Origin of the sequence: Geomicrobium sp. JSM 1781026 (assembly GCF_041949955.1) — a bacterium.
Lineage (GTDB): Bacteria > Bacillota > Bacilli > Bacillales > Marinococcaceae > Geomicrobium_A.
In genome coordinates, this window is the sequence record NZ_JBHFQF010000003.1 from 93292 (window position 1) to 118004 (window position 24713).

General features: G+C 39.2%; 27 protein-coding genes. All 27 read right to left on the reverse strand.

The window, feature by feature from the left end; translation table 11 throughout:
- Positions 1-482: 482 nt before the first annotated feature.
- On the reverse strand, positions 483-773 hold the full coding sequence (locus ACE1TF_RS05760; RefSeq protein ID WP_375015065.1) for a hypothetical protein: 291 nt from the start codon (positions 771-773) through the stop codon (positions 483-485).
- A gap of 1148 nt (positions 774-1921) precedes the next feature.
- Positions 1922-2521: a hypothetical protein gene (locus tag ACE1TF_RS05765; RefSeq protein WP_375015067.1), complete on the reverse strand. Its 600-nt coding sequence runs from the start codon at positions 2519-2521 to the stop codon at positions 1922-1924.
- 505 nt (positions 2522-3026) lie between these two features.
- A complete protein-coding gene (locus tag ACE1TF_RS05770) occupies positions 3027-3656 on the reverse strand; it encodes a hypothetical protein (RefSeq protein WP_375015069.1) in 630 nt (209 codons plus the stop codon).
- A 26-nt stretch (positions 3657-3682) separates the two neighbouring features.
- The gene (locus tag ACE1TF_RS05775) at positions 3683-4903 is read right to left on the reverse strand and encodes a hypothetical protein (RefSeq protein WP_375015072.1); all 1221 of its coding nucleotides are present in this window, start codon (positions 4901-4903) and stop codon (positions 3683-3685) included.
- A gap of 108 nt (positions 4904-5011) precedes the next feature.
- A complete protein-coding gene (locus ACE1TF_RS05780; protein ID WP_375015074.1) occupies positions 5012-6406 on the reverse strand; it encodes a vWA domain-containing protein in 1395 nt (464 codons plus the stop codon).
- 113 nt (positions 6407-6519) lie between these two features.
- Complete coding sequence (locus tag ACE1TF_RS05785; protein ID WP_375015076.1) at positions 6520-6654, reverse strand: hypothetical protein; 135 nt, start codon at positions 6652-6654, stop codon at positions 6520-6522.
- Between the two features lie 219 nt (positions 6655-6873).
- Positions 6874-7125: a hypothetical protein gene (locus ACE1TF_RS05790; protein WP_375015078.1), complete on the reverse strand. Its 252-nt coding sequence runs from the start codon at positions 7123-7125 to the stop codon at positions 6874-6876.
- 51 nt (positions 7126-7176) lie between these two features.
- A complete protein-coding gene (locus tag ACE1TF_RS05795; RefSeq protein WP_255357958.1) occupies positions 7177-7302 on the reverse strand; it encodes a hypothetical protein in 126 nt (41 codons plus the stop codon).
- A gap of 371 nt (positions 7303-7673) precedes the next feature.
- On the reverse strand, positions 7674-8075 hold the full coding sequence (locus ACE1TF_RS05800) for a hypothetical protein (RefSeq protein WP_375015080.1): 402 nt from the start codon (positions 8073-8075) through the stop codon (positions 7674-7676).
- Positions 8076-8090: 15 nt separating this feature from the next.
- Positions 8091-8381, reverse strand: a complete 291-nt coding sequence (locus ACE1TF_RS05805) for a hypothetical protein (RefSeq protein ID WP_375015082.1) — start codon at positions 8379-8381, stop codon at positions 8091-8093.
- A gap of 78 nt (positions 8382-8459) precedes the next feature.
- Positions 8460-9821, reverse strand: a complete 1362-nt coding sequence (locus ACE1TF_RS05810) for a VWA domain-containing protein (RefSeq protein ID WP_375015084.1) — start codon at positions 9819-9821, stop codon at positions 8460-8462.
- A 65-nt stretch (positions 9822-9886) separates the two neighbouring features.
- The gene (locus ACE1TF_RS05815; RefSeq protein ID WP_375015086.1) at positions 9887-10174 is read right to left on the reverse strand and encodes a hypothetical protein; all 288 of its coding nucleotides are present in this window, start codon (positions 10172-10174) and stop codon (positions 9887-9889) included.
- Positions 10175-10655: 481 nt separating this feature from the next.
- The gene (locus ACE1TF_RS05820; RefSeq protein WP_375015088.1) at positions 10656-10877 is read right to left on the reverse strand and encodes a hypothetical protein; all 222 of its coding nucleotides are present in this window, start codon (positions 10875-10877) and stop codon (positions 10656-10658) included.
- Positions 10878-11409: 532 nt separating this feature from the next.
- Positions 11410-11973: a hypothetical protein gene (locus tag ACE1TF_RS05825; protein WP_375015090.1), complete on the reverse strand. Its 564-nt coding sequence runs from the start codon at positions 11971-11973 to the stop codon at positions 11410-11412.
- Between the two features lie 423 nt (positions 11974-12396).
- Positions 12397-13293, reverse strand: a complete 897-nt coding sequence (locus tag ACE1TF_RS05830) for a hypothetical protein (RefSeq protein WP_375015092.1) — start codon at positions 13291-13293, stop codon at positions 12397-12399.
- A gap of 78 nt (positions 13294-13371) precedes the next feature.
- Entirely contained in the window at positions 13372-14742 is a 1371-nt protein-coding gene (locus tag ACE1TF_RS05835) for a hypothetical protein (protein ID WP_375015094.1), read from the reverse strand.
- A 272-nt stretch (positions 14743-15014) separates the two neighbouring features.
- Positions 15015-15182 (reverse strand): Flp family type IVb pilin, encoded by a 168-nt coding sequence (locus tag ACE1TF_RS05840; protein ID WP_375015096.1) that lies wholly within the window; start codon positions 15180-15182, stop codon positions 15015-15017.
- A gap of 32 nt (positions 15183-15214) precedes the next feature.
- A complete protein-coding gene (locus ACE1TF_RS05845) occupies positions 15215-16981 on the reverse strand; it encodes a DUF3659 domain-containing protein (RefSeq protein ID WP_375015098.1) in 1767 nt (588 codons plus the stop codon).
- 279 nt (positions 16982-17260) lie between these two features.
- Positions 17261-17698 (reverse strand): TadE/TadG family type IV pilus assembly protein, encoded by a 438-nt coding sequence (locus ACE1TF_RS05850; RefSeq protein WP_375015100.1) that lies wholly within the window; start codon positions 17696-17698, stop codon positions 17261-17263.
- Positions 17691-18146: a TadE/TadG family type IV pilus assembly protein gene (locus ACE1TF_RS05855; RefSeq protein WP_375015102.1), complete on the reverse strand. Its 456-nt coding sequence runs from the start codon at positions 18144-18146 to the stop codon at positions 17691-17693. Before ACE1TF_RS05855 ends, ACE1TF_RS05850 begins: the two co-directional genes overlap by 8 nt.
- Positions 18134-18637 carry an A24 family peptidase gene (locus ACE1TF_RS05860; RefSeq protein ID WP_375015104.1) on the reverse strand — a complete coding sequence of 168 codons (504 nt, stop codon included), beginning with the start codon at positions 18635-18637 and terminating at the stop codon, positions 18134-18136. Before ACE1TF_RS05860 ends, ACE1TF_RS05855 begins: the two co-directional genes overlap by 13 nt.
- Positions 18638-18659: 22 nt before the next feature.
- Positions 18660-19550 (reverse strand): type II secretion system F family protein, encoded by an 891-nt coding sequence (locus ACE1TF_RS05865; protein ID WP_375015106.1) that lies wholly within the window; start codon positions 19548-19550, stop codon positions 18660-18662.
- A gap of 14 nt (positions 19551-19564) precedes the next feature.
- Positions 19565-20473 (reverse strand): type II secretion system F family protein, encoded by a 909-nt coding sequence (locus ACE1TF_RS05870; RefSeq protein ID WP_375015109.1) that lies wholly within the window; start codon positions 20471-20473, stop codon positions 19565-19567.
- A 13-nt stretch (positions 20474-20486) separates the two neighbouring features.
- Entirely contained in the window at positions 20487-21869 is a 1383-nt protein-coding gene (locus ACE1TF_RS05875; protein WP_375015111.1) for a TadA family conjugal transfer-associated ATPase, read from the reverse strand.
- Positions 21869-23125: a CpaE/TadZ family protein gene (locus ACE1TF_RS05880; protein ID WP_375015113.1), complete on the reverse strand. Its 1257-nt coding sequence runs from the start codon at positions 23123-23125 to the stop codon at positions 21869-21871. Before ACE1TF_RS05880 ends, ACE1TF_RS05875 begins: the two co-directional genes overlap by 1 nt.
- Before the next feature lie 22 nt (positions 23126-23147).
- Entirely contained in the window at positions 23148-23876 is a 729-nt protein-coding gene (cpaB, locus tag ACE1TF_RS05885) for a Flp pilus assembly protein CpaB (protein WP_375015115.1), read from the reverse strand.
- Positions 23877-23906: 30 nt separating this feature from the next.
- Positions 23907-24674 carry a hypothetical protein gene (locus tag ACE1TF_RS05890; protein WP_375015117.1) on the reverse strand — a complete coding sequence of 256 codons (768 nt, stop codon included), beginning with the start codon at positions 24672-24674 and terminating at the stop codon, positions 23907-23909.
- Positions 24675-24713 lie beyond the last annotated feature (39 nt).

Consider the following 24713-nt stretch of genomic DNA (forward strand, 5'->3'; position numbering starts at 1 on the left):
AGTTAATTCTTACTAAAGGAACTATATATGCTTAAATATTTTCAACCTCCAAATAGGCCTTTTCCCCACTCGCAAAAAAATTTAATAATTTATTTAACAAGATGATGGACACCTTACATACAATATAAAACCATGTGCCATTAATGCTCATGTCCGAAACATATAGATGACAGCAACTACAATAGTTATATATACAATAGAGCCGATAATTCTTCTAATGGTTACCGTTCCGTCGCCTAACATTTCACTTGTTAATTTTAATACTGTTAGGAATATAAAGAACGTAGGTATTCCAAATATAAAGTACTTGGCATAAGTAGTTGCCGCTAAATACTCAAAAAACTGCGGCCATATGATAGCTATAGTTATGAAGGTCGTCAAATAGACAGCTGTTATTATATTAGAAATCCTGAATAGCAATACCATTCATAAGCACCTCAAATGCTAATATTCAGCCAAATGAACTGCTATAGTACATATACTTACCAAAGCATTCCGTTGAAAAAAGCCATAAACAACATGAGCGCAATGAGCAACCCGACGCTTCGTATCGCATCTTCTTTTGTTAATACCTTATCTTCTCTTGAATTTCGTTGTACATTCATCATAGCTAAAGAACTTAATATGAAAAAGATGGAAACAAACGAATATAGGAGCACGTTATTCTCTGCTAAATTATTCAATTCATCCGAAAAGAAAATTAATGAAGATATACCAACAATCAATATTATCGTTGTCATTACTGAAGAGAAATTTAAGATTTTGTATAGCAAAGTTTGCACCTCTTAATTTTACTGCTGACCGCTGTACAAGCAACAGGCCCATCCAATAAAAACTTTTTTAAGATTTGATAATTTTTTATATATTCCACGGTCACCTTTTATACAATAGAAGGTTTATCAATTAGCATTTCTTCATTGCTGAATTATTGTTAAGTAATTGCCTCTAGTTTATTAAGGATATAATATTTACCCGAGCATTCCAGTAAAAATAGAGATAAAAACGATAAACACAAAAAGTTCCCCTACACTTCGTATCGCATCTTCTTTCGTTAATACTTTATCTTCCCTTGATTTTCGTCGCAAATTCATTACAGCGAAAGAGCCAAATACTAATAATAATGTTGCATATGAGTATCGAAGTACATTATTCTCCGCTAAAGCATTTAACTCGTTTGGGAAAAAAATCAGCGAAAATATGCTTGCAATTATGATGATTATTGTGAACGTTGAAGAGAAATTCAAGATTTTATAGAGCGATGTTCTCACCACTTGTCATTGAAGGTAGGTACTAAATATTGATCTTTCACCAAAACAAATTTGTCGATATAGCCATTACCCCCAGCAAAAATAAAACATATCCTAAAGATTTTAGTGCTAACATCCAAGTAACTCTTTTATGCTCATTCCCAATCCGCATACAATTCAAAATCGAGCCATACAACAGAATGGATAACACAATTAATATTAAAGTGGCTAGTAAATTATCACTATTGAAAAACTTATCAAAGTTATCTACAAATACAATAAATCCTTGTAAAACGAAGAAGCTAACTATACAGAGAAACATTACAAAATTTAAAAATCCCGCCACTAAGCCACCTCTACCTGAATTATAACTGTGTTAGACGTTTAATTATCACTGCTCAAAACTTGTTTAGCCTTAACTTGGTAGCTATCTCGAAGTTTTCTATTTCCTGATCAACAGCAATTAATGCATTAGAGAATTTCTGTATTACCCACTCCTTATAGAGCTGTTCACTAGTGCTATAAATACTTGAAAAAAGGTCTTTAATGCAAATGTATGAGCTACCTCTACACTAAAATGAGGGGGAACCCTTTTAATTATTGATCAAGAACAATACATTGGAGAAAACGCAAGGGTATTCAGCACCTTCAATCGTTGCCCTTCCTAAAATCTCTTAGCTTTTTTGTGGCTTAATGATTGCAACAGCGGATAGGCTTAAAGCAATAAGCAAAAATGCAAAGGGTACCATTGCCGCTCCTAAAACAATAAAGGTTGAGTCCGCAGTAAAATAAGATTGCAATGCTACGGAAATTCCATAACTAGAAGGAACCAAAAAGGCTGAGACAATGAGCACAACCCTATAAAGCTTTCCAATGAATGGGTATTGCTTGGGATTTCTAATCGCATTATTTAAATACTGCCTATGTCTTATAGAAAGAGTTACCGTAATTCCAACCAATGTTACCATTATAAGCCCTAGCCAAATGTTCTCATTATACACGCGCCAGACTGCAATTAACATGGTCACACCAGTCACATTAAATACAACAATCAAGTACAAAAAACGCCAAGATGTGTTTTTATACCATTTTGTTAAGGTAATAATTAAAGAATATAAAAGTAGCAACAAGAGAATAACAGTAAATGATCCTGCATATCCCCAGCTCCATTCAGGTGCAGATGTTGCCGCTAAAGACAATGTAACGGGCAATATTAACACCCCTATTATTGCTCCTGGAGTACTCCTGTCTTTCTCTTTATACTTTGAACTCAAAATACCACCTCAGACATAATAACGTTTGCCCCTAATAAATTCTTAATATCTTCTATATCTTTTCCATCTGTTTCTTCAACATAACGGTTCTATTTATTGTTTCACACGCGAAATCCCTACCACCATTTCGTATCTCAATACTTAAATCATAGGTTTTCTGTATATTGTTTTTATCACACCGAACCCCATTGGTGGACATTAAGATTGCTGAACCTATACTTACCCAAACTCCAACTGCCGTTCCAAATTATCAGCAAATCATAACACAAACAGAATAGCGAATATCCTCATGCACAAACGACGTCGCTCCCATCATGATGAACGGAAGCTGAGCCAAGATCAAAATCGTGGCTGCTACACTTACAAACCGTCCGATTGCAACTTCAAAAATAAGATCGTGAACAACCACGGATAAGATACTCAAGTATAAATAGACGAAGAACGATCACAATTAATGAGAGAAACACATTCACTACGTTTTAATCATAGATCCTGAGTGCATCTTTTAAAACTTTCCTTGATAATCGTCCTTCCTAAATCTCTTACCTTTTTGTGGTTTAATGACTGCGAAAGCGGACAGGCTTAAAGTCATTACCAGGAAAGTCATGGGAACCAGTAAAGCACCAAAAACTAGCAATACTGTGTCAGCTGTGAAGTACGAACGCAACGCAACAGAAATTCCATAACTGGCAGGAGCCAAAATTGCGCAAATAAAGAGTGTGATCTTATAGACCTTTCCAATCACCGGGTACTGCTTAGGGTTTCGAATTGCAGTGTTTAGATACTGCCGATGTTTTAATGAAAGTGAGGCCACAATAACTGCTAGGATTAGCAATACAATTCCAATCCAAAAGTTCTCATTATATATACGCCATACCGCAATTAACGAAATGACTGCTGTAACATTAATCATGACAATCAAGTGTAAAAGTCTAAGAGTTGTTTTCTTATACCAGCCCATGATAATGTTTATAATTGAATACATTAACAGTAATGCTAATGTAATCGCAAATGCTGCTGCAAGCCACCAACTCCATACAGGAGCAGCTGTAGCGGTTAAAGACAATATAATTGGTAGGATTATTATGCCTATAGTACTTCCTGCATATTTACCATTTTCCTCTTGATGTCGCAACCTCGATCGCCCCTAACATATTTCTTCTAGCCCCCAAAAATATTCTTAATACCATCCCAAGCTTTTTTACCTGTTTCCTTAGCAAAATCAACGGTATTAGTTACTGTTTCATTAGCGAAGTTCCTAACATCGTTTCGTAATTCAATACCCAAATCTAAAGTCTTTTTCACACCTTTCTGGACGTTGTTTCTAACACGTTGACCCCAACCGGTGGACATTAAGATTGCTGATCCTATACCTGCAAAAGCACCAACTGCCGTTCCAATGCCAGGTACAATTGAACCTGCTGCTGCGCCTGCTGCCATACCAGCACCAACACTCGCTGCTGTAGTAACTCCACCTATTCCTACATCGGTAATTACCTCAGAAGCAAAACCTGTTCCAAATAGACTTTGATCTGATTTTTCTCCAACTGTATAGTCCCACACATGACCGCCCGTACCTAGAATAGCGCCTATAGCCCCACCACCACGTAAATTATTCGTCAAATCCCGAAAACCTGATGAGAAGGGGTTCAAACTTGAATTAAAGTGGTTACCCATACGACTCCAAAAACCCTGATCACGCATATCATAACTCAAAAAGGTATCAAGGTCTTTAAAAATTGCACTATCCATCGGGATTGGGTTACTAGTATATTCAGCTCCCATGTGTATAAGGTCTAAACCATTATCAACAAAAGGCATTACCTGCCCTATCTCACTCATAATGTCACTTGGCATTGTACGCCATATGGATAAATCATCTGGTTCCGCACCATCAAATTCATTCAACCCGGTTGCTGGTCCAAGGTGATTGAGGTTATTGTTGTCGTAAAGATTTCCATAAGGATAATAAGGATCGTATGAATTAGATCGATCCTCACCATATCCTCCAGGACCTAACGGATTCTTACCGAAAGGGTCATAACCGTATTGATAATCTCCGCCGGGACCGTTGCCTCCACCAGGGGCACCTGCTTCAGGTGGTGTTCCTGGATTAGGAGCATTTTCATTAGGTATTTCTCCCGGACTGGACGGGTTGCCGGGGGATATTGGATTACCTGGGGCAATTGGGGTTGCCGGGGTAATCGGGCTTCCTGGCGCAATCGGTTCACCAGGGTTCGGATTATCACCAGGTTGGATAGGGTCACCCGGAGTTATGGGGTCGCCTGGAGTAATCGGCTCACCAGGCATTATAGGATTACCTGGATCAATCGGATCACCTGGGGTAATCGGTGTAAATGCTAAAGTTGTAATTGAAAGCATCGGGGAAAATGCTAATACAAATGCAAAACACCCGCTATCAGAGCTCTAACTGTTCGATTCATGGAATGCACCTCCAAATAGTTGATTTGGTGTTCCATTCATGATGACTTAATCATTAACATACGTTTCGTTTAATTCTTGGATTTCGTCTACCATCTCTTCGTAATTGCTGTCATTGATCTCGTTGAGGTCATCTTGTAGATCATTTGCAATACCCGTAAACGATTGACGAGTTACATTAATCTGACTGCTCATGTATTGACGGGCTTCGGAAGTAATATGACCCTCTTCTTGTAAAAAGTGTATAACATCATTGCTTGCGAATTCTTGGGCACGGTATAAATCATTCCACGTATTTCGATAACCTGCGATGGTCGAGTGCTTTAGCGAAAACCAATCACTGCTTGCATCTAACCGAGCACCTGTTAAATAGTCTTCCCAGCGCTCCGAAAGTTCCTGCGATTGTTCCAGTTGCTGGGTTAGTTCATCCTCATTAGCAGCATTCGTATACGTTCCTTGTGTGAGTTCAGCCAATTCGCGCAGCTCTTCTTGTCCTTCGGGATCAACATCAAACCCGATGATATTTAGGAAGGGTTCTACATCCGATGAACTGAGCTGTTCTGCTGCCGCAACCGGGTCGCCATCACACGTTTCAATTCCGTCACTGACGAGATAGATAATATTGGTATTTTCTTCACCTGGATACTCCGCGAAATCTTGTTCCGCTTCCTGAATAGAATGAGAGATCGGCGTCCAACCCGTCGGCTCTATATCATTCAATGCATCAGAAAGTTCACCTTCATCGTACGGTTGAATATCATAGATGAGCTCTGAACTTTGGCAAGAGACTTCTTGCCCTTCGCTCGTGTTGTCGCCTTCGTGGCCATACACACGCAATCCTACTTGTGCGTCTTCCGGCAACGTATCGATAAATGCAAGAATGGAATCTTTCGCAATGTCCATTTTTGATGTACCATCGATTTCACCGGCCATACTTCCGCTCGCATCTAAAATGAGTTGCACATTGAACTGATCTTCAAACGAAAACGTGCCGTCTTCTTCGAAATCAGGGTGTCCAATTTGCGATTGACGGATTTGTTGAACGATACTGTTCGGACCAGGAAAGTCCGCTGCCACCCAAGAGTGGACCAATGTCCATAACTGATCATGCGTTTCTTCCGAGTCATCCCACTCTTCCGCATCGAATTCCATCAGCGGTGACATCACTTCCATAAACGCTTCTTCATCGTCATCGATCCGCTTTTGCTGCAGTGGGCCTGCCGATTGCTCCAATGCTTCAGCTAAATCTTCAGGAGGGGCGTCAAGATCTGCAATTAGCTCATCCAATACTTCATGTGGATCATCGCTCGATTGAGGCTCCTCTTTTGGGGCATCCTGCTCATCGTTCGACAAATCTTCATCTGCTCCTGATTCATCATTTGTACAACCACTTATTACTATAGATAACACGATAAAAATAGGAATTTTAATTGTTATACTCATATATACTCCTCCAGCACTAGTTTTTGTTTTTTGACTTAATTACACCACAACTGTTACTAGTTATAACCTTGTGAGAGAGAAAAAGATAATCAACATGACGACGACACCTAGCGTCAAACCGACAGTCTTCCGTCCATGACACCACGGCTTAGATGTACTTCAATCAATGGAATCATAATAAAGAACAAACTGGCGATAACAATCACAACGATGAGTAGCCACATATAGTCAGCAAAAAAGCTTTCCATAAACTCCGCTTATATATCTGCGAAATAAATGAGCACAACACCGCCTATGTAGACCCACCGCAGTTTTTTCCAAAAGGCACCACTAAAGACAAACACTTCCACTCATTATCAGTTATTTACGGTCTGAATACACTGAAAGTTTCGTTCATTGTATGTATTTCTCATCTAGCAGACTCTATCTAAACAGCATATGGTTTTTCCTAACGAATACATCTATACTCACATATTTCTGATCATCAAAATAATGATTAGTAGAGCCACTATATAAAGGGTCGCTTGAAAGATCATCTTACCGGTGAACTTTTCGATCTCAAAGTGTGATTTATAGACATCAAGAATTGCTAGAAAGGCAACGGCACAAACAATGATCATTGATAAATACCCTAAAAATGCGTTTTTTCTTAAAATATCAAACACTTCTGGCCAAATCATAACGAGTCCTAGAAACAAAACTGCAAAGACAATTATCAAAATTCTAGAAACCCTTAGTAGTTGATTCACTTCACCACATCCCTATTTCATTTACCAAAGCATTCCGTTGAAAAAAGCCATAAACAACATGAGCGCAATGAGCAACCCGACGCTTCGTATCGCATCTTCTTTTGTTAAGACCTTATCTTCCCTTGAATTTCGTCGTACATTCATCATAGCTAAAGCACCCAAGAGTAAGAACGTTATAATAAACGAATATTTACGTACATCATTATCTAAAAAAGCTCTTAACTCGTTATTCATAAAAAACAGCATATAAATAACTACAATTAATATTATTGTTGTCATTACTGATGAAAAATTTAAGATTTTATATAGCAAGATGCACACCCCACTAAGCTTGTCACGGCATACTCATTGTATTTTTTGGGAGTTTTCTAGTTTCTCATAATAAAAAGCGTCTATGGCGGCAATCATTAACCCTGCTATCACAAATGTCCTCGCACTAAAAGACCCTACCCGAACCCTGATTTAACTGAGGATTTACTTTATACTTCTTTTGGCCGTCACCTGAAGTAAGAGATTGATTAGTAGGTATTGTTATCACGAATCAATCGGTTTGCTTTTAATAGAAAGTCTTCCATTGTCTGCATTCCTTCATTGAGAAACTCTTCTTGCAGTTGTTCTTCCTCGAACTTGTACAACCATTCATTTTCTTCCAATAAATTTAAAAGCGTCTGTTCAGTGTAGTCAACTTTGTCATCTCGATACACCATATCAAATGTATACTTCTTCTCTTTTTTAATTTTAAATAAGTGCAATAATCGTCCACGATAGAGAACACAAAGGCGTGGACGGTCTTTCGCCATCGCTAACAGACGGTCAAAAACTTCTTGATCATGAAACTCTGCGCTCACCATGACTTGGTAAGGTTTCGCATCATCAGGTGCTGAGATTTTTTCTGTAAATAGCGTAAATGGTTGACCCATTATAAAAGCCTCCTGTCATAGCCTTGTGAGTGAGAAGAATATGAGTAATGCCGCCACAACACCTAAGGTTAAGCCTATCGTTCTCCAGTCTAACACTCCTCGGCTTAGTCGAATTTCAATGAGAGGGATCAGGACAAAGAGTATACACGCAATGATTAATACAACAACAAATAGCCACATTCGGTCACTGAAAAAGCTCTCCATCGCTTCTGCCTGTGTATCGGCGAAGTAGATAAAAACAACAACCCCACCTACTCCGCCAATGTATACCCACCATCGCAATTTCTTCCAAAATGAGTCTGACATCTCTGCCACTCCTCTACGATTTCTGATCCTTCTACTAAGCCATTACTTTATGAATAAAGCCTCCAATTGTGGAGGCTGCTATCGATTCTCTCGAATATCTCGTCGTTCTTCTCTTGCTTCATCGCCGATTTCATGGCGGCGTTCACTTGAGCCGTCTCGGATCTCTTCTCTGATCAGCCCCATCTGTTCATCTCGATAATCACCAATTTCATCCCGCCGGTCATTGATGAAGTCGATCATCACGTCTGGATCGAGATTGCCGAGATCAATATTTCTTAAAGCTTCGCGCTGTTGATTGCGTTCATCATTTATGAGCACACGCATTTCTGTATCAACGTCAAATGCTTCCACCTGAAAATCTCTCGTTTGCCCGTAATTATCCACATGACTTTCTCGTTCCCAAGTGAGTGAATTTAAGATCCGCTCCGCGTATTCTTCTTGCAACTGCCTTCTCATTTCCTCGCCCGTATCTGCAGCCAAGTATTCCCCTTGTCCCGCTTCAGCAATTTCCATTAAAGAATCGCGTTCGTCATCGTCAACATCAAACCCGATAATGTTTACGACGGCTTCTATGTCACTTTCATTAAGATCTTGAGCAGCTTGAACAGGATCACCGCCGCACGTCTCTTCACCATCGCTTACAATGTAGACGATGTTTTGCACGTTCTCACCGTCTGCATCAGCCAAATCATCTTGGGCAGCCTCGATGGAGGCAGCAATAGGCGTATAGCCTGTCGGCTCGAATTGATTGAGTGCGTCACTAAAAGCGTCCTCATCATATGCACTTAACGGATACACTTCTTCGGTCCCTGCACAGGATTCTTCTTTTCCGTCTCGTTGGTTACTTCCTTTATGGCCGTATACGCGCAAGGACACATTCGTGCCTTCCGGCATCTCACCCAAAAAGTCTTCAACAGCATCTTTCGCTACGTCCATCTTGACGCCGTCGGAAACAGAAGCGGCCATACTGCCACTCGCATCGAACAAGACTTGCACGTTCAGCTCCGCTTCCAGCTCTTCTTCCTCACGCTCATCAGCATCCCTTGATTCGCCTTCAAACACGATACCCGGATCGTCAATGAAAGCTTGCAAATCACGATAGTCTTCAGCGACTAGATCCAACAACGTATAGTAGAGTTCTTCTTCGTCCGCGCCCTCACTGATGGATTGCTCTAACGTTGCCGTCACTAATTCCTCGTCATAGTCATCGCCATGAAACGTCCCCGGCTCTGCACGAAGCCATTCTGCAACATCGTCGCCTTGGAAACGGGTGAGGTCTCCGATGTCCACCGTCTCCTCTTCATCCGTTGATTCGTCTCCTGAGACTTCTGTTGCTTCTTCATCTGTCGTTTCTTCCGGCTGCGGCTCCTCTTCATTATCTCCGCACGCAGTTAGAACCATCAAAGAAAGCGAGATTCCTAGAATCGTATATTTTTTCAAGGTCGGACATCCTTTCAGGTATTTAATCCATTAAGATGGCAGCTCGATTACAATTAAATGCTAGGCTATTCAAATAATATCATCGTAAAACTCATTACAAATACTAGTATCCCAATATAAATCAAAGTTTGAACAGCTAACTTCACAGTGATTTTTTTATCTTCTTGGCTTAATCTCATACAATTTAATATAGCTCCATACACCAATAAAACCGTGATAACTATCAAAATATATGAAAGCACAGGGTACTCAGGAAAAATGTTCTCAAAACCATCTATTGAAGCTGCAAGAGTAAATACAGTCACTATGAAAATTATGCAAATAGCAGTTATTGCATTTAAGAAACCATTCACTTAACCACATCCCTGATTCATTCACCAAAGCATTCCGTTGAAAAAAGCCATAAACAACATGAGCGCAATGAGCAACCCGACGCTTCGTATCGCATCTTCTTTTGTTAATACCTTATCTTCCCTTGAATTTCGTCGTACATTCATCATAGCTAAAGAGCTTAATATAAAAAAAATGGAAACAAACGAATATAGGAGCACGTTATTCTCTGTAAAATATTTCAACTCATCAGAGAAAAATATTAGTGAAAATATAAACAAAACTATTATGATTGTTGTTACTACTGAAGAGAAATTTAAGATTTTGTATAGCAAGGTTTGCACCTCTTATTTTATTACTGCAATAAATCTTTTTTCTCAATTTGATAATATTTACATATAAACGACGGTAAGCGTATATACAATAGAAGAGTGATCGATTAGCCTTTCTTTATTTCTAGATCATGGTTAAGTAATTCCCTCTAGTTTATTAAGGATGTAACTTTCACCCGAGCATTCCAGTAAATATAGAGATAAAAACGATAAACACAAACAGTTCCCCTACACTTCGCTTCGCATCTTCTTTCGTTAATACTTTATCTTCCCTTGATTTTCGTCGCAAATTCATTACAGCGAAAGAGCCTAGTATGAAAAATACGATAACAAAAGAGAAGCGAAGTACTAGATTCTCCGCTAAAGAAGTCAGCTCGTCAGAGTAAAAAATCAACGAAAATATACCCACAATCAAGATAATTGTTGTTACTACTGATGAGAAATTTAAGATCTTGTATATCAAGTTTTTCACCTCTATTTAACAAGCATCGTAATTTCTTTGCGTATTGACTTCCTTTCGTCATCTCCATGGAAATCAGTTACAATGATCAAAGAAAATGAGGTTTCGAAAATACTATATTTTTATAGATAACGAGCTTAAAATATTTAGTAATCATAGACCTTCGACCATATCAAGACAGCACTACAGTAAAGCTCGATAAAATTTTTTGCTATTCTTTTAGAGACTAAACTGAGTTGCCAATTAGGGAGATCCCTTCTTTTCGAAGCCCCATTCATTACCTGTTCTTATAAATGACCTTAACGCATAAATTGCTATCGTATTATTACGGTAGTGTTCTACTGCCATTTGATTAATTGTACTTATACCACATGCATATAATAGACATTTTTAACTGTATGGTATCTTAGAATAAAAGTGCACCTCTCTATGATTTATACAATATGAATGCAGTAGTCTAATTCCACTATTTTTGTTTCTTCAAGAAAATGCAATTGGGTGAGAGTACACAGTTTTTCTTAACCATGGTATCTGCAAAGTCAGAAATATATTCCTTCTCATTTTCTGGATTTTTTTTATAAGAAAGCCATTCTTCATTATTGTAACTCTGATATTGGGGAGTTCTTTCAATAGTACGGTTTATAGCTTCTTCAGAACCATTTATTTCCCCTACAATGAGCTTAATCTCTTTGCTTAAACTTATTACCTCTGTAAGCATTGAATCGGCAAGAATTTCTTTAATACATTTTCTGCCATCGCGATTCTCAATCAAATTCACTTGAAGTTGTTCAACTTGAAATGTACGATTAGTAAAATGACCTTCTAAATCCTGGATAAACGAGGCTCCTAGTCTCTCATTGCTTGGATCTTCCACTAGCTTACGATACTTTAATGATTGTTTCGTTATATTCATTAATTCGACATTTAGACGATAATATTCATGCAAATAACGTTCATGTTTTCTAATTCCACGCCGTTGGTCCTCTGTTAACTTGCTTCCAATTACTTCCTTCCAATTACTTCCTTCCAATTACTTCCTTCCAATTACTTCCTTCCAATTACTTCCTTCACCTTTTTTATCGCATGAATTGTCGGTTCATGACGTTCAGCCTTTCCGGCATCAATATGGAAGTCATCATTATGTTCAAGGTCTAAAAATCTCCCTAAGTAAACAAATATTTTATAGCAAACATGGTTAGTATTTCTATCCTCTACTACTCGACCTTCGTTATCACAAACAAGTAATTTTCTGCCAGAAACACTTCGCCAATACTGAATCGACATCACTATGCGGTAATAATGACTATTGACTTCTAGCTATGGACTCATCTCCGCGCGTTCATACCATGCTAAATATGGCTTTATTGCTTCCTTATATACACCTTTAGCTGGTTGAAACCCTGGTATACGTTTACGCATGACCAATCCATCCTTTTGACTAATCAGTTTGATTCTACTTCTTTAGATAGATGCAGTGAGGTGATAACACCCAATTTTCCTTAACCATAGTATCTGTAAAGTCCGCAACATATTTCTTTTCATTTCCTGATTTTTTCTTAGACGCGATCCACTCTTCTTCACTATCGAACTGCTTATACTCTGGGTTGTTTTCAATTGCTCGACTTACGGCTTCTTGTGAACCATTAATCTCTCCTATAATAAGTTTTATTTCTTTATTTAAGTCTAGACCACCCATTATCGTTTGGTCAGTGAGTACTTCTTTCGTTATTTTTCGTCCTTCACGATTTTCTATTAAATTCACTTCAAAGTGTTCTGATAAATCTATAAATGTGATTAAATGCTGTATAAATTCTTGTATAAAGCCAGATGTTAATTTTTTATTCATCGAGTTTTCTATAATCTCACGATCACTTAACTTTTGTTTAGTTATGTTCATCAACTCAACACTTAATCGATAGTGTTCATATAGGTAACTTCTATGTTTCTCAATACCCTGCAATTGGTACTCAGTACATTTTGAGTCTATAGATGCCTTTACCGTATTCATAGCATTAATTGTTGGCTCATGACGCACAGCTTCACCGCCTTTAATATAGAAATCATCGTTATGCTGGAAATCAATGAATCTGGCTAAATAAATCAAGATGTTAAGACATTCATAAGTAATATTTTCGTCATCTATAAGCTTTCCTTTTTCATCACAAACAAGCATTTTTCTTCCAGATACATTTCTCCAGTATTGGATTGTAGTAATTACTCGATAATATTGCTGATTAACCTCAAACAATGGACTCATCTCTGAGCGCTCATACCATGATCGATAAGGTTTAATAACTTCTTCAAAAACACCATCCGCTGGTTGAAATCCTGGTAATCGTTTACGTGCCATAATTGATAATTCCCCTCTCACCAATCAAGACTGTTACTCTCAGTGTTATTGTATCAAAGAGTAACAGTCTTCTTAACCTCAGTCTTCTAATTCGTTTAATTGTTCTTGATAGCTTTCTAACTCACCTTCTATTTCTTCAACTTCGTCATCTTCAGCAGCGTCTAACTGCTCTTCAAGATTATCAATAATATGCTCCAAAGCAACGATCTGAAAATTCTCTGCTTCCATTTCAACGGCAAATGCTAACGCCTCTTCTTCATCTTCTCGTAAATGGGATTGAAACGCACGTTGGACTCGACGGTCCGTCCATTCTGTTAATTCTGTTGCTATATTGATTACTTCTTCATCTTCTCTATTTATTACTGATTGTTCAAACTGAACTGTCAAATTCTCACTGCTCAACTCTAGAATATCATCTTCTAATTCATAAGTAGCCATCAGTTCAAGGGTGTCAGATCGATACTCATCTTGATTCACTAGCTCTTCAGCATGACCACTTCTAATCTTAACTTCTATCCATAATGGCTCATGGACAAGTGATGCATCCAACTGTTCGAGTTCATCATGTGCCTCTTCATAGTTACTGTCAAAATATAAGTCTATCACGTGCATATAGTCTTCAAAATCATCAATTGATTGATGAGCGTCATCCAATGCTTCATACACCGGGTCTTCTTCTGAAACTGTCTCCGCCCCAGAGTAATTATTTATTATGAACAAAAGACCGGCCCCAACAACCACGAGCACTGACGTTGTCAACAATCCAATCTTTTTCTTTTTTTTCGTTTTCAACTTTTGATGTTCATTTCCCTTTTGAAAGCTTTCAAAATACAGTTCTTCAATACGCATTAATTCATAATCTAAACATTGATATAAGTCGTGGTAGTTGGAAGTTCTCACTACCTGCTTCAAAAAAATGGCTAGTGAATCGTCACATTTAGCGAGGGTGTCCTCAAACGATGCAGATAAAACCTCTTTTTCCGGTACTGTCGTGAATAAAGATAAAATTGTCCTCTTTAACATTTCTAACGTGTTTCTTTGCTCTTCTTCCCTGCATTGAATATGAATTGACTTACAATAAAGCAATACTTTTACATTGTGAAACTCATCGATGTAAAAATTTTTAGGGTCCATCACAAAATCATATTCTTGCATAGATTCCATTTGGTCCACAAGACGCGTCAATGCTTTAGCAACTTTTATTCGATGAATTAACGGCTCCTTCTTTACCTGTGATAAAACTTGATGTGAGCGTACGTCCCAAGTGAAGACAAGAGATTGGCCTTCATGTTCCACTTGCCGAAGCGGCACTACCTTTTCGTCTTTTTCTTTCAAATAAGAAAGATCATTTAATACAGCACAATGTACTTTCTTACTTTCAATTTTCCAAATGACAGTATCTTGACCTGCGGATAGTTCTCCTCCATTAAAAGAGATTGTTTTAGGCATGTTATTTACTCCTCTTTCGATTAGAATGACTCCCCCCTACTTCTTATTTCCTTTACTAAAAGCCTGATTATAAAAATAAATAAGCAAAACAAGAAAAATAACGAGAGTAACATTAAATGTTCGACGATTGATCATGTCGTAAATCAGAATAGGCGCCAAAATAATAAAGCTTACGAGTAAAAACCAAAAGAAAATTTTCATAGTTACACCAACTTCAATATAAATTGTTAGGGGTCACCAACCAGCATCTAGTGACCCCTGTTCATCATTCATTACTGCATAATTTGTTCAGCAATATCATTAAACATCTCTGTTAAATTCGAACCCAAAAGAGTTAATGCAGTGATTACAGCTACCGCTACAAGTGCCAATATTAGCCCGTATTCACTTAACGATTGCCCTTCTTCTTCTTTCCAAAAACTCTTTATAACTTTAATCATAAATTATCGTCACTCCTTATATTATTTACTTATTAACTACCAAATAAGCTACCTATTCCTCTACCAATTGCCTTAACACCGTTCTTCACTTTATTTGCGCCTTCAGTTACTGTTTTCCCTACTTCCGTCACAGTTTCTTTTGCACTGCTGTATGCATTAGTCGCCCATTCCACGCCATCCTTGACTTTGTTTCCAGCCCAATCTTTGGTTTTATTCCACGCCTTACCAATTTCTTCACGATATCGAATTCCCATTGATATCGCAGTACAGATCACAAATCCTCCAGCCAAAAACGGCGCTGCCGGTCCAGCAAATGGCGCTGCCGCACCCATAAGATCGCCAGCTGCACCAATGAATGATCCTGCTGAATCCAAACCGTTTCCCGCATTGGCATGATGAATCCCCTCAGATATATTACTAACTGCACTAATTCCACCTAATATACCTGCACCTTTCATCCAGTTATTAGCTTGACTCCAATTGTTACTGACCGTATTAATTGCTCCACCTATAAAATCAGATGCTCTATTAGCCATAGACATATTCTGTGATGCAGAAGTAGCGGTTTGGGTTAGTTGTGTCCCATATTTCTTCCATTGATATATTGCCTCACCAGTGCCTACCCCTAAGGATGCGATATCTAATGACACTCCCATACCGCCATGTCCTTGACTATCTAAAATGGCGGCTACAGGGGTTAAAGCCATCGAAATAGCACTATTCCCAACCTTGACACCATTAAATGGAGTCAAGTTATTCCCTAAAGTTTCAGCTCCATTAACTAAGCCGGTGAAGGAAGAAGCTACACTCGTAATGTTGTTCATAATCCCATGTGGCGTTACACCGTTGTCTTCACCGCTCACACCAAAGTACGCATTACTCATCATCTGTTGGAGTGGTGAATAACTAAGCCCTAAAGCGGAAAGAATGTTTTGACCAACTGTACTACCTCCCATTGAAGGGCTTGTTAATTGATGCAACAACTCTGAAACTATTAACATTGTACCGACATTTACTGTACTTGGCTGACCATCTTTGCCAGTAATCAGGTTGCCATGAGTGTCCACTAAATTTCCATCTGAATTTAGTGTGAGATCACCAGGTCGTAAAGGATTGCCGTCTGAATCGACAATTACACTGCCTTTGTCATCCAATAGATTCCCTTCTGAATCTATTAACGGACGACCGTCAGGACCTACCATATTACCATCCCGGTCTATGGTAATGTCTTCGGGGTTGATGATATTCCCATCTGGCCCAATGATATTCCCATCTGGGTCTACCGAAATGCCTTCTAAATCTATCGGATTCCCATCGGGACCGATGATATTCCCATCTGGGTCTGTAATAATCTCTCCAAGACTAGGTGAATTTTCATCTACGTCGTTTAGAATGTCGTCAAGCCCTGGGTTAGAACCACCGCCTGGACCACCATTTCCTCCAGAACCTCCGGAACCACCGCCTGGACCACCATTTCCTCCAGAACCTCCGGAACCACCGCCTGGACCACCACTTCCTCCAGAACCTCCGGGACCGCCGCCTGGTCCACCACTTCCTCCAGAACCTCCGGGACCGCTGCCTGGTCCACCACTTCCTCCAGAACCTCCGGGACCGCTGCCTCCACTGCCAGAGCCATTGCCACCGCGAATATTGTTGTGTTCATCGGATTGATCCAAGCTCGGTGAAGGAAGGCCACGCTCTTCATCATCATCTGCAGCGAACAGTGGGGTAATCGGCATAAGGACAAATAGTGAAATGAGGAACAGTGAAAAAGCTATCCTTACGTACTTAAGAAGCATACACACTCTCCTTTCTTTCATATTTTAGAAAGTAGATTGTTCGTTGATTACAATTAGTACGTGTACTGATTAAATTAAGCACCTCCCTAAAAGGGTAATGTCTTCCCTTTCTATATTAATAATCAGGAGTGTGCCTTAGGCTGATGAATGGTCTGGATGTATTATTATTCACACTCGACTGACATCTCTTGTAATAATGCTAATTTACATCCATCAGGCGTGGTGCTCGATACTCTGTTGAATCATTTGCAATGATAGTTCCCAGCAAATTTTCTGTAATTAAGAGTCCCCACCATTCGCATCTGAATCATCTAGACTTGCTCTTGCCATTGCTTCAATTTGAAAGTCTTGTTGCCCAAATATCTTCATAAAGAACACTGGGACCGTCGCTTCGGCATTGACAGTGATATTAGTTCCGTTAACTTGTACATTTCGAATTACAGCATCATCCATGTTGTTATTTAAATACTGCGAAGCCATAGAATATGCCCTTCCTTGATCAATTTCTATGACCCCTTCTTCTTCCCAGAGAGCTCTGTCATAAGTGTCTAATGTAGAAATTGCTGCCGAATCTGTTGCGCTTGTCAATTTCGTATATTGATACATGGCAAACCCTGCATCAATAATTAATCCTGCCAACGCCAGGAAGACAAGAATCAACGCTCCTGCAAGCGGGTAAACGGCACCTTCCTCATTTTGCAAGTGTTTTCTAATCATCATCTTCCCCCCACACGTAGTACACTGAGGTGTGGTTGATCATGTGACTATCCGGAATGTTCGTTCCAGGAATTGAAAACGGAAATTGAAATTCGTAGGTTACTGTCGTTTCAAAGCGCTCATTACCAATCAGTTGTGATTGGACATTTCCATTATCAAGGTTCAGACCAGAACTTAGCATTGATTCAGCAGTCGTCTGGGCTCTCGAAATCATTTCCTGCTGGGATACATTCTCATCGACACTTAAAGCACTTCCAGCTCTCGCACCTTGATTCGCAGCGGATACGACCATAATTTGTGTGAAAACGAAATAACCAAGCAGCAAAACAGCTACGGCAATCATAATCATTAATGGAGCGATTAATGCGAACTCCGAAACGGCCTGTCCTTCATCTCTACGCCGAAACTTACGAACTCTAGACTTTACATAATTAGTCAGATAACCCATAGTGTTATCACACTCCCTAGCGATATAATGATGCTGAATGGATAGGTTAAAGGTTTATTTTCTATAATGTTTTGATGAAACTTTCCAAGTTGTCTTGTGAATATTGCTTTTAAGAAGTCCATCATGATACGTAACGACATGAACCCCTTTCGTTTTAGCAATAGCAAAAAGGATGTGATACCGCCTAGAAATATAATGAGTACACAAGCATATAAGATAAACTCCAATCCCATAATTGCACCAATCGCTCCTACCAACTTTGCATCACCAGCGCCATAAGCTCCTAACACGTAAAGAATAAAGAAAATGAGTACGCCTGCAATCATTCCAGTCGTATGATTCAATAAGCTGGAAACGTCCCCAGCTATATAGCTGTGTACTAAACCAACAAATGCCGCACTTACTGTAAGCCAATTTGGTATTCGCCAATGTTTCAAGTCAATAATTGTCGCCACGATTAATACAGGAATTAGAATGATTGCATATGACATATGACTTCCCCTTTATTGGCAATCAATGTGACAGAATGAAATCTGCAATACTTAATATTGCTGGTCCTAATATAAAGATTACCGTTGCAGGTAGCGCCAAAAGCAACAATGGGAAAAATAGTTTCATCGATGCCTTTTCTCCCAACTCTTGCGCATTCTTCTTCCTCGCTTCCCAAACTTCCTTTGCTTGTTGACGAATCACCGCAGTAATTCCTGCCGAACCTCTTTCAATATTTTGGGACAATGCGGAAACAAATCGATTCACTTCCTCCACTTGGCAGCGGTCAGCCATTTGTTCAAGAGCCCGAATTTGGGACTCCCCAATCGACACGTCATGTGTGACTTTCTTTAACTCCCTAGAAAGTACACCGTCTTGTTTGTCAGCTAATTCTTTCAATGATGGAACTAAATTCATACCCGCTTCACTCATAATTGCTATTGCATTCAACGCATATGGAAGCTCCTTACGAATCTGCTCTTTTCTTTTACGACCTTTAATCTTGAGCCACTGCTGAGGTAGCAAATACCCAATGACAGCCATTATTACTGCAAGCAATATAACAAAGATCGATCCATCCATTAATCCTAAAAAGAAGAAGTAACCGAAGACAGCAACTGCCGCTATTGCTTTCATAGCCATAAGATCCTCGACTTGCATTGTTTCATCTTTATCTGCCATTTGAATCTGACTTTCCATTTCTTCTCTACGTTCTACAGAAATCCTAATGTTAAGAAGGCTCATAATATTAATTACAAGGGGGGTGAAACGTCGAATAGACAACTTCTTTTTTCCGCTGATCACTTTAGGCGCTGTTACCATTCTCTTTTTTATAGTATTTGCTTCCAGCCACTTCGAAGGGATTAACAGTAGACTTATAAATATAAACATTAAACCTGAGATTATATACGGCATACTGCCTCCCCCCTCTATACATCAATATGGGTGATTTTACGCCCGATAAAGAAATTAACAATTAACATCAGTACAGCCAGGAACAATAATAATGTCCCAAATGTCGTCTCATACATTGGCTGCATATAATCCGGGTTCAAAACTAGCAAAACAACGAGAAGCATAACAGGCATAAAAGTTAAGATATTGGCTTCCATTTTTTTCTGTGTTGTCGCAAGCTTTATTTCTTGATGAATCATGATCTTATCGGAGATTGAGACTGCAGTGTTTTGAATAACATCTGCCAAGTTTCCCCCTTTACTCCTTGTCATGATAATGGCATCTACGAACTGATTCAGATCTTCAATGGGATACGAGTTTTTAAAGTCAATCAACACTTGTTCTATAGGGGTTCCTAATTGAACATCTCGATTGATCTTCTCAAGAGCATCTAACATAGGTTTGTCCTTTTGCAGCTGTAACTCACGTGCCATATCACGTTCGCAGCGTTTAAAAGCTATTTGCAGTGAAGATCCTGCTTTTAAGGAGCTGGCCAATGACAATATCGCTTCACGAAATTGCATCAACATGAGGTCGTTTCTCTTACGTTCATCACGTTTTGTTTTTAACCTTGGATAAAGCAAGCCAAGCAATGCAATCATAAAAGCAAATACAGTGCTACGAAGCACAATAAAGCCAATTAAAAACATAACTAAACTTACCAAAGCCGCTTGAATATATTTCACAGTATTCGTATTAAAAGGATCTTTCCTTCTCTTTTCAACACTGTATACAGATCGCTTTTTACCTTCCAACCTCTCAAACGCTCTTGTCAGCACTTGTTTTTTAGGAACTGTTCCGTAAACTATAATTTGGCTTAACTCAATCACGGCTCTAATGAGAATAAACAAGCAGACGAGTATGAAAAGATACGTAAGAAACATTCAACTTCTCTCCTTATACATACTCTTTCATATAAATCGGATCCAGCGGCTGCTCACCGAACCCAGCCGCTTGCCATTTCTCTATTTGTTGCATTATTTCATTGGTCGGCTCCAGCTTACCGACAACTTTCTCGGGTGTACTGTCTACAGATGATATATTGAATTTAAACAAATCACGGTATTGAATCTCCCCATCCTCATAATCTAGTATTTCGGAGATTTGCAAAACACGACGTGATCCGTCTCTCAAGCGTCCAAGCTGTACAATGAGTTCAATTGAGGATGAAATTTGCCGACGAATTGCGGGAATTGGCAAATCCAATCCAGACATTAACACCATTGTTTCAAGCCTAGAGAGCATATCAATTGCGGAGTTGGCATGCCCAGTAGTTAATGATCCATCATGTCCTGTATTCATCGCTTGCAGCATATCTAACGCTTCACCACTTCGAACCTCGCCGACTACAATTCGGTCTGGTCTCATACGGAGTGCGGTACGTACAAGGTCTCTCATGGCAATCTCGCCTTTACCTTCAACGTTGGCAGGGCGGGTCTCTAAACTGACCAAGTTATCAATATGTGTTACTTTTAGTTCTGCAGAATCTTCTACAGTAATAATCCGCTCACCGTCAGGGATATACATACTTAGCGCGTTGAGAAATGTTGTCTTACCAGAACCGGTACCACCAGAGATGACGATGTTATATTTGGCTCTTACTAGCTTCTCAAGCCAGACAGCCACATATGGCTCTAAAGCACCGAACTCTACAAGCTTCTCCATTGAAAATGGATTGCTAGGGAACTTTCGAATTGTCACAATAGGTCCACCTAATGAAATCGGGCGAATAACGACGTTTACACGAGAACCATCGGGCAGCCGCGCATCTACGATCGGATTGGATTCATCTACTTTGCGATTAATCGGGGCAACGATTTTCTCAATAATCGTCATCAAGTCGTTTTCAGATTTAAATCGTATTCGTTCCCCTTCTTCATCAATGGCGTACTTTAATCTTCCACCTTGCTCCACAAAAATGTCATCTGTGCCGTTAATCATAATTTCAGTTATGTCGTCCCGATGAACGAGTGGATCAATAATGCCATATCCGATAAGCTGCTGCATAATTTCCTCTGTGAGAACGCGCCGATCTTCTGAAGTAAGAAGTAAGTCTTGATAGTGCATGTTCTCTTGCTGTTCTAATGACTGCCATACTGATGCTCTTAGCTGATCATTATTGGAAAGCAGCTTTTGGTCTTTATTTCCTTGCTTTACGATATCTTCACGTACCGATTTCTTTAACTCATCGACTTGTTTGTCGAGTTCCGGAGACCATAATTCGTCATTGTATCCTTCGCTTTCCCTTTGTTTTCTTTTAATTGCCTGTTCGATTCCCATTAGGAGAGCACTCCTTTTCGTAATCCATTACGCTTGGCAACTTCTTTTTTTCCAAATAAGGGATCAATCATATTGGCAATACTGCGGTAGTAGCGGTTAATTTTGAGTACCGGCTTCTCAGCTAGTACGATTCCACGATTCGAATATCCCTGAATTTGCTCATACTTATGCGGAATAACGACTGATACTTTCATCGATAGCATTGATTCTAATTCCGAAATCGGAAAACCGATTGAATCGTGATATGCGTTTATAACCAGGTGACGATTTTGCATTGGTCGGTTTAGTTTCCTAATAATGTCAACTGTCGATAGCATTGACCAATTTGCCGACACGTCAGTTGTTGATACAAAAAACAATTCAGTTGCTACACTCATCAGAGATATATTTCGTTCTGACAAGTCTGTTGAAGTATCAATCACAATCGTATCGTAGTCTAAACTTTGCAGTGTTTTCAGTACTTTATCCGTTTGTTCTAATGTTAAAGACGTCATCTTTAGAGGTGATCCTGCATTCAAGATATCAAGTTTCTTCCCTTGAATTGACACGGTTTCTATTGATTGTTTTACAACCCCTTGAAGTTCATCTTGGTTTTGCCGGCCTTGTTCCAGATAACTGATTACTTCAGACAATCCCTTTGCGCGCTGGGGCAGATTAAAAGATACAGAAACATGTCCAAACAATGCAAAATCAACTAGTAATACCTTCTTTTCTTTTAATGCCAATTGAGCCGCTGTGTTAACCGCAATCGTTGTCGTTCCAACCCCACCTTTAGGAGAATAAAATAATGCAATTGTTTGCTCATTTTGTTCTTTAACCGCAGGGTTTACATTTGTAAAGATATCCTTATCTTTACCTTTAGGAATAAAAGATAGAATCTTCTGTGTATACGTACCGACCGGTGTATACTTATAGACGATATCAACATTTTCTTGAATTAATTCTGTCTCTTTTAATAAACTCAAGTTCTCCGTAATAATAATTACTTTGTTTAAATCGAGGTTTAGCACACGACTGTACCAAGCTTCATCATCATGTGTTTGCTTCTCTTCGAGTAATAGAACATCGATAGTATTGTGACCATACTGCTCAAACAATTCTTGGAGATTACCACCTGTATAAGCAACCTTAATGACATCATCGCTTGATTTATAGTATTCTATAAGATCTTCACGGTAGCTTCGATCCCCATGAATAATTGCAACATTCAGCTGCTGGCTGCTATTTTTTCTGCCCGGTATGAAATCTGTATCCATGCTCTTGACTCCTTACTCCGTGCTAGTTTTCCATCGTTGACTCATAGATGATATCCACGTCCTCTTGCTCCCCCTGTGATGAGTTAAGAACAAGGGATAACTCTCCGGCTGACTTAGCATTTGCTAAAGCGACAGATTCCTGTGGCGAAACCATTAATGTGATATGTTGTACCATACTGTCTTTTGCCAGGTTCCCTAATGCACTCTCGTCGAAAGATTCAACTTCATAGACTTCTGCATATTGAATGATCATCCTGGAATATGATTGGCCCGTTTCTTGCTCTTCACCCGTAAAAAGTACATCTACATAGTCACCGCTCTCCAAACTATTATCAACGGAAGCATGCGGTTCAAGAGCTAGCGTATATAAACGTATTTCATCAGGGATGAAACTGGAGCGATCAATTCGACCATCATCTGTCATAAACTCAGCTCTTTGTTCCTGAAATACAATCATCTCAGGGTCCATCTGCATCGGCTGTCCCTCGCTAATATCCTCACGAGTAATGGCTCCCACAATTTGATCAATTTCTACTACTCGATCTGAGATTAGAAGATCAGCAGATTGTGCCTCAACTGTAATCGTCGTTAACATTTCTTCAGTAATTTCGGTTTGTTCTGGAATATCTCCTTCTGCAACAATAATGGTTTCCGTTTGTTGTAATGAATCCAAGTATTGGTAGGTAAAGAATGCTATGGCACCACCGCTTAACAAGATAAGAATGAAGCGCCAACTAATTTTCGCAAGCATATTCACGTCCTCCTGATGTACAATATGCGACTATGCAAAGATTTTCTTACGTTCAATATTAAACGTTTTGTAATCAAACGCTTCTTGTCTGGATCGAAGATCAAAATAAAGAAGTGCATAAAATCCTGCTACAAACGGCATGATGACCAGGAAGGATAATATATATACGATAATATCTAGCCAAAGCGGATAAGTCGCAGTTAACATTCGTGCAACCAGTTCAAAAACCAATGTTATGAAATTTGATAATAGTAATACACTTAGCAAAAGACCTGTTACTTTCCAAAATGAGCCCTTTACTAAATCTCGGCTTCGTATAAGTGAAGATAATGCACCCTTTCCCTCAAAGGCAATCACTTGTGCATAAATACCTAAATATGCATATAGCAGTATCCCCGGTATTATTAAAAGTGCTAGACCAGCTGAAGTAAAGACGGCATAAACTATTGTTGCAGCAATAATAACAGGTATAACTTTTAGCGTTTTTAATAATCCGATGCGTACTTGCTGCCAATACGTAGCACTTTCCTGATTATAAATAAACAGATAGAAGACATGCACACTTATAATCGCAACAAGTATCGTGTTATTGACCAGTCGCAACGTATTCAATGTTACGCTATCAAAACCATTTACATAGGCGAGTTCAAAACCAATAAACAATAAGGTCACGAATATAGTTAATAAAATTATATTTCCTGGAAGTGATATAAGGAATATATCCTTTCCTCTATTCATCATCCCGCCGACCAGTCCTTTTACCTGTTGCGGCTGAACATGGGAACGACTTACCCTCATTTCAACCCACCTTCCTTATTTATTCTATAGTTGTTAAGA

Excerpts from the sequence above, each read along its gene's own strand:
- ACE1TF_RS05850 (WP_375015100.1), bottom strand. The coding sequence starts at position 17,698 with ATGATTAGAAAACACTTGCAAAATGAGGAAGGTGCCGTTTACCCGCTT.
- ACE1TF_RS05845 (WP_375015098.1), bottom strand. The coding sequence starts at position 16,981 with ATGCTTCTTAAGTACGTAAGGATAGCTTTTTCACTGTTCCTCATTTCA.
- ACE1TF_RS05795 (WP_255357958.1), bottom strand. The coding sequence starts at position 7,302 with ATGATGAATGTACGACGAAATTCAAGGGAAGATAAGGTCTTAACAAAA.
- cpaB (WP_375015115.1), bottom strand. The coding sequence starts at position 23,876 with ATGCTTGCGAAAATTAGTTGGCGCTTCATTCTTATCTTGTTAAGCGGT.
- ACE1TF_RS05880 (WP_375015113.1), bottom strand. The coding sequence starts at position 23,125 with ATGGATACAGATTTCATACCGGGCAGAAAAAATAGCAGCCAGCAGCTG.
- ACE1TF_RS05840 (WP_375015096.1), bottom strand. The coding sequence starts at position 15,182 with ATGATTAAAGTTATAAAGAGTTTTTGGAAAGAAGAAGAAGGGCAATCG.
- ACE1TF_RS05875 (WP_375015111.1), bottom strand. The coding sequence starts at position 21,869 with ATGGGAATCGAACAGGCAATTAAAAGAAAACAAAGGGAAAGCGAAGGA.
- ACE1TF_RS05780 (WP_375015074.1), bottom strand. The coding sequence starts at position 6,406 with ATGAGTATAACAATTAAAATTCCTATTTTTATCGTGTTATCTATAGTA.
- ACE1TF_RS05805 (WP_375015082.1), bottom strand. The coding sequence starts at position 8,381 with ATGTCAGACTCATTTTGGAAGAAATTGCGATGGTGGGTATACATTGGC.
- ACE1TF_RS05855 (WP_375015102.1), bottom strand. The coding sequence starts at position 18,146 with ATGGGTTATCTGACTAATTATGTAAAGTCTAGAGTTCGTAAGTTTCGG.
- ACE1TF_RS05775 (WP_375015072.1), bottom strand. The coding sequence starts at position 4,903 with ATGCTTTCAATTACAACTTTAGCATTTACACCGATTACCCCAGGTGAT.
- ACE1TF_RS05835 (WP_375015094.1), bottom strand. The coding sequence starts at position 14,742 with ATGCCTAAAACAATCTCTTTTAATGGAGGAGAACTATCCGCAGGTCAA.
- ACE1TF_RS05890 (WP_375015117.1), bottom strand. The coding sequence starts at position 24,674 with ATGAGGGTAAGTCGTTCCCATGTTCAGCCGCAACAGGTAAAAGGACTG.
- ACE1TF_RS05800 (WP_375015080.1), bottom strand. The coding sequence starts at position 8,075 with ATGGGTCAACCATTTACGCTATTTACAGAAAAAATCTCAGCACCTGAT.
- ACE1TF_RS05830 (WP_375015092.1), bottom strand. The coding sequence starts at position 13,293 with ATGGCACGTAAACGATTACCAGGATTTCAACCAGCGGATGGTGTTTTT.
- ACE1TF_RS05865 (WP_375015106.1), bottom strand. The coding sequence starts at position 19,550 with ATGCCGTATATAATCTCAGGTTTAATGTTTATATTTATAAGTCTACTG.
- ACE1TF_RS05870 (WP_375015109.1), bottom strand. The coding sequence starts at position 20,473 with ATGTTTCTTACGTATCTTTTCATACTCGTCTGCTTGTTTATTCTCATT.
- ACE1TF_RS05860 (WP_375015104.1), bottom strand. The coding sequence starts at position 18,637 with ATGTCATATGCAATCATTCTAATTCCTGTATTAATCGTGGCGACAATT.
- ACE1TF_RS05785 (WP_375015076.1), bottom strand. The coding sequence starts at position 6,654 with ATGGAAAGCTTTTTTGCTGACTATATGTGGCTACTCATCGTTGTGATT.